The following is a 4979-nucleotide window of genomic DNA, read 5'->3' as shown; positions in this document are numbered from 1 at the left end:
GCGGCTCGTCCGGCGCGACGATCCGGGAACGCGCCCCGCCCCACAGGGCGATCAGCCCCGGCGCGTGCTCGGCGACCTCCTCCCAGCGCACGCGGCTCGTCCCCTTCGGGCAGCGCAGCCGGCCGCGCGTGACGAGCCGGCAGAGGTTGGCGTAGCCGCGCCGGTCCTGCGCCAGCAGCAGCAGCGTCGAGCCGTCCTCGAGCGTCACCTCGGAACCGGCGATCAGCTTCACCCCCTGCGTGCGCGCCTCGAGATGCGCGCGCACGAGGCCCGGCACGCCGTCGCGGTCGGTGACCGCGAGTGCCGGCAGGCCGAGTTCGGCCGCCCGGGCGACCAGCTCTTCCGGGTGCGAGGCCCCCTCGAGAAAGGAGAAGTTCGTCTTGCACCACAGCGGCACGTAGGGGGAGGGCGCCGCCCCACCGGTTCGCGCCGCCGCCGGCCTTTCAGAGGACATGGCCGTGCAGGAACCAGCGGCGCTGCGGCCGGTCGTAGTAGACCCACAGCAGATCGCCGCGGCGGGTCTCCGCGAAGTGGTACTCGCGGTGGATCGGCTTCCGCCACCAGCCGCCGGAGACGACGTAGGGCCCGATGAAGCGCGTCACCGCCCCGTGGCCGGCGCCGCGGATCAGCCAGCCGTCGTCGCGGAGGTGGTGGGGGCGGGGCGGGAGCGCCTGCGGGGCGCGCTCGATGTCGCGGACGAGCGTCATCGGGGGCATCGCCCCGGCTTCCTGTCCGGAGGGATCCCGCCGGCGCACGCTCGGAAAGCGCTCGAGCGGCTCCCACAAAAAGCGCGCCTCCGGCAGGTGGCCCTCGGCGAGCCGGGCGCGCGCGACCGCCGCCTCGCCGAACTCGGCGCGCACCCGGGCGAGGGCGCGGCTCGCCGCGCGGGGATCGCGGCGCGGGTTGTCGGCGAACAACCGGAGCTGCGCCGGCGTCGCCGGCCGGCCGCGCGCGGTGAGTGCGATCTCCGCCACCCCCGAAGGAAGGCAGCAGCTCGCCAGCCGCAGCCGCGTCAGCTCGAGGATCTGCGCGGCGTCGAGCGTCGGGGCGGCCGGGCGGACCTCCTCGCGCCGCACGCCGCCGGCATCGAGCTTCAGCTCGATCGCGAGCCGCACGAGCGCCTGCCCGCGTGTCGCCAGCTCGGCCAGCAGCGGATCGAGCAGGCGCTTGACGAGGAACAGCAGCCGCTCGAGGTCGCCCTCCGGATGATCCAGCTCGGCGCGCCGGACGAGCGGCTCCCGCGGCGGCGCCGGCGCGAGCGGGGCCCACGCGGCGCCGGAGGCGAGGCGGTGCAGGCGGTGCGCCTCGTCGCCGAAGCGCTCGAACAGCCCGCCCGCCGGCAACTCGAGGAAAGCGCCGACCGTGCGCACGCCGAGCCGGTCGAGCGCCTCCCGCAGCGCCGGATCGATCCGGAGGTGCGCGAGGGGGACGTGCCGGACCTGATCCTGCTCCGCCCCCGGATCGGCGAAGACGAGCACCTCCCGCCCGAGCCGTGTGGCGGCGTAGGTGCCGAAGCGCGTGAAGCCGACGGCGATGCGCGCGCGGAAGCCGATCTCGCGCAACGCCTGCACGATGCGGCGCGCCCACAGCAGCAGCGACGGCTGCAGCCGCTCGAGCCCGCCGGCGTCGAGCCAGAACAGCCCCGGCTCGCCGGCGCTCGGCTCGACGTGCGGCGAGAAGCGCTGCAGGCGCCGCGTCAGCCGGCGGACGGCGCTTTCGATCTCGGCGCGCTCCACGACACCGGCGCGGAGATCGCCGTCGATCGCGAGCGCCGCGGCGTAACGCATCCCGGGCAGGATCCGCGCGCGCCGCGCGCGCTCGTCAGCCCACAGGATCCTCCCCTGGGGATGGTCGCGATCGACGACCGCCACCGGCCGGCCGGCCCACTCCGGGTGCCGCTTCACCAGGAGCTGCAGCGGCAGCGCCGGGACGTCAACGCAGGCCAGCCGGTCCACGGCAGAGCTCCTCGTGCCGCCAGCCGGGACCGCGCCGCTTGTCCTTGAGCACCCGGAGCCGGCAGGCGAAGCGCGCGGCCCCTTCCTCCGGGACGGATTCCGCCGGCCCCTCGACGCGGCGGCGGAGGGCTTCCCCCCGGAACGAGACGAGGGAGCCGACCGAGGGAGCGTCGGCCGGCTTCTCGGTGAGGATCAAAACGGCGATGTCGTGGGTGCGGGCGAGGCCGGCGAGGCGCGATTGCAGGGCGGGAGGAACGGCGGGGTCGATGCCGATCAGGTCGACCACCAGCAGCCCGAACGCACCCGAGCGCGCGAGCTGCGCCGCCGCGCGGGCGGCCTCCTGCGCATCGCCGACGAAGATCACCGGCAGCGCCGACAGGTCGACCCCGCTCGCCGCCGCGTCGGGGGGATAGAAGCTGCTCCGCCGGTGCGAGACCCAGGCGGCCGGCTCCCCCAGCGCCTGCGCCTCGCGCACCAGGAGGAACGCCAGCGTGAGCTGCGCCGCCGCCCCGAGGCCGGACAGCTCCGCCAGCCGGCCGGAGAGTTCGTCGAGCGTCCAGGCCGGAGCGCCGGCCGGGCGCGTCCCCTCCCGGTAGCGGCTCGCGCGCCAGACGAGCGCCGCGAGGTCCGGGAGGGCGGGATCGCGGAGCGGACCGGCGGCCATCGGTCAGCCCTCCCCGCCCGGCCGCTCGACGAGCGGGGGCGCCTCGAGGTAGCGCCGGACCTCCACCACCCTGCCGAGGATCCTGAGCGCCCCCGGCGGGGGGACGATCGGCTCGTAGGCGGGGTTCTCCGGGCAGAGCACCCAGCGGCCGCGCCGGAGCCGGAGCCTCTTGACCGTCGCCTCTTCGTCCGCGATCCCCTCGACCGCGGCGACGACGATGTCGCCCGGGTCGGCGCTCGGCTGGCGGCGGACGATCAGGATGTCGCCGGGGAGAATCCCCGCCCCGACCATGCTGTCGCCGCGGACCCGGAGGGCGAACAGCTCCCGCCCGCCGGAGGAGGGAGCGGCGACCGGGAGGTAGCCCTCCGGGTCCTCGATCGCGGCGGCGAGGGCGCCCGCCGGCACCCGGCCGACGAGCGGGACGAGCCGCGCCGGCCGCGGCGCCCGGCCCGGCGGCAGCCGGTAGCCGCGGGCGCGCCCCGGCTGCTTGACCAGCCGGCCCTCGCGCACCAGCGCCTCGAGCTGGCTCCGCGCCGACTCGACCGACCGGAAGCCGAACGCCCGCTGCACCTCGCGGATCGTCGGCGGCGCGCCCGCCTCCAGCCGCTCGCGCACGAAGCGGTAGATCTTCTCCCGGGTCTCGCCGGGCGGCGTGTGGGCCATTCTCGCTTTCCTCGCGACGGAAGCCACGATAGCAGACAAATGTCTGCCAAGCAAGCCGAGCACCGGCGATGCAGCAACGGAGGCTGGACCGCCCGCCAGAAAGGCCCGGAGCGAGGGCCGGCCGCTCATGCGAGCAGAAGTGCATCCCCAATGGTGCGCTGGCCCGCCGAACTCGTTGGAAGATCCGATGTTCCGGTCCCGGATGGATCGGCGCCGAGGATCGGGCCGAAGTGCCCGTCTCTCCTCGAGCTGCGCGGCGTTTCGCACCGTCGAGGGAGCACCGCCCATGCGAGCCGCGAGGGCCGATCACGCGAAGCTCGCTCCCGTCCCGCACGAGCCCGCATCGATCACGCATCGGGTTTCGTAGGGGAACGCCGCGCCCGGGCGATGCAACCGATCGGAGGTGCATCCCCAATGATGCGTTTTCGCATCCGAGCCGCTGAGCGCCCGGAGGTTGCGGTCTCGATTGGCGCAACGCCCGCGAGATCGGAGAGAAACCTCTATCTGACACCGAGTCGCGACACGATTCGCAACATCGAGGGTGCACCTCCCAACCGATCGGAGGTGCATCCTTGCGCGAAACGACGTGCGAGCGATTGGGGGCCAAGCACTTGCGGCATTGTCCCGGCGCCCGCTCGGAGGCTCGCTCAAGAGTCCCTGTAGATCAGCGGGTTGGCGGGACAAGCGAACCCACGGGGGAACACCTTTCGCAGTTTGGGGATCGGTGCGACCGCAGAAAGCAGCGCACCGGTCGCCAGGGTGGTTCCGGGAGCGGGAGCGCCCGGGGGACGCGTCAGAGGTCTCCTCGCTCCAGGATCCCGAACAGGAGGGCGCGCGAGCGCCGGACGAACTCGCCCGGTCCGAGCGATTTGGACCACACGCCCGCCGCGCCGAGGACCTCCGCCTCGGCGCGCACCTCCGGGCTGTCGAATGCCGTCAGCAGGACGATCGGCGTCCGCGGGTGGCGGTCACGGAGCCAGGAGATCAGCTCGAGACCGCCGCGATCGGTGCGCGGTCCGAAGCAGAGGTCGGTGATGACGAGATCGGGCCTCCTCCGCTCGATGCGGCGGCGTGCCTCTTCGACCGTGGCCGCCGTTTCGACCTTCACATCCGGAGCGCCGAGCAGCGCGGGGAGCGCCGCGAGGACCGCCTCGTCGTCATCGATGACGAGGACGGTCCTCACGGGCATCCCGCTCGGCCCTTCCCTCGCGCCAACCCGGCGCTTCGGCACATCGTCACGAACGATCACGGGCCGTTTCCTCGCGGCGCGCACCGCCAACCAGCGCGAGCATCGGAGCGGTTTTGGTGGAGTCCGAGACCGCGGCTCCGCACTGCCGGCGACACGTTCTGCCGCGGATCCCGCGGCACGACGGGCGGTGGAATCGTTCGGAGATCCCCACTGTGATGCCGGCGCGTGCCGAAGTCGGACACCGGTCCACCGCTGGGGTGTGGCGGTTCCACCAGGCCGGTGCCGGGCCGCCCGAGCGCCGGCGGGGGCGGGCGCAGCGGGAACCGTACCGAAATGACCGCTCGCCGCTGTTCCCCCTCCCCGCGAGCGACCTTCCCTCGGCCATCATCAGCGCGGCATCAGCAGCACGCGGATCGTGCCGGTGCCCGCGTCGAGCGGTTCGAGCGCCTTGCCGAGGACCGTCCCCGGGACGATCTCCATCGCGCGCATCGCGTGCCCGGGCGTCGGC

The 4979-nt window shown here is 74.3% G+C and carries 6 protein-coding genes; 1 reads left to right on the top strand and 5 read right to left on the bottom strand.

Annotation, left to right across the window (positions count from 1 at the left end):
- From D6718_00115 to lexA, 4 genes are all read right to left on the bottom strand, one after another.
- Positions 1–454: PHP domain-containing protein (locus D6718_00115; GenBank protein ID RMG49247.1), on the bottom strand; the 454-nt coding region annotated here is incomplete at its 3' end.
- The gene (locus tag D6718_00110) at positions 444–1955 is read right to left on the bottom strand and encodes a DNA polymerase Y family protein (protein RMG49246.1); all 1512 of its coding nucleotides are present in this window, start codon (positions 1953–1955) and stop codon (positions 444–446) included. The genes D6718_00110 and D6718_00115, both read right to left, overlap by 11 nt.
- Complete coding sequence (locus D6718_00105; protein ID RMG49245.1) at positions 1933–2619, bottom strand: recombinase A; 687 nt, start codon at positions 2617–2619, stop codon at positions 1933–1935. Before D6718_00105 ends, D6718_00110 begins: the two co-directional genes overlap by 23 nt.
- Positions 2620–2622: 3 nt before the next feature.
- A complete protein-coding gene (gene lexA / locus D6718_00100; GenBank protein ID RMG49244.1) occupies positions 2623–3282 on the bottom strand; it encodes a repressor LexA in 660 nt (219 codons plus the stop codon).
- Positions 3283–3469: 187 nt separating this feature from the next.
- Here lexA and D6718_00095 point away from each other — a divergent pair, with 187 nt between their 5' ends.
- Entirely contained in the window at positions 3470–3649 is a 180-nt protein-coding gene (locus tag D6718_00095; protein RMG49243.1) for a hypothetical protein, read from the top strand.
- A 426-nt stretch (positions 3650–4075) separates the two neighbouring features.
- Here the strand turns inward: D6718_00095 and D6718_00090 are convergent, their stop codons facing one another.
- On the bottom strand, positions 4076–4471 hold the full coding sequence (locus tag D6718_00090) for a response regulator (protein RMG49242.1): 396 nt from the start codon (positions 4469–4471) through the stop codon (positions 4076–4078).
- Positions 4472–4979: the final 508 nt, after the last annotated feature.

Source organism: Acidobacteriota bacterium (genome assembly GCA_003696075.1).
GTDB lineage: Bacteria > Acidobacteriota > Polarisedimenticolia > J045 > J045 > J045.
This window is presented reverse-complemented; position numbering and strand designations above follow the sequence as displayed.

Coding starts and splice junctions, on each gene's coding strand:
- D6718_00095 (RMG49243.1), top strand. CDS start 3,470: ATGTTCCGGTCCCGGATGGATCGGCGCCGAGGATCGGGCCGAAGTGCC.
- lexA (RMG49244.1), bottom strand. CDS start 3,282: ATGGCCCACACGCCGCCCGGCGAGACCCGGGAGAAGATCTACCGCTTC.
- D6718_00090 (RMG49242.1), bottom strand. CDS start 4,471: ATGCCCGTGAGGACCGTCCTCGTCATCGATGACGACGAGGCGGTCCTC.
- D6718_00105 (RMG49245.1), bottom strand. CDS start 2,619: ATGGCCGCCGGTCCGCTCCGCGATCCCGCCCTCCCGGACCTCGCGGCG.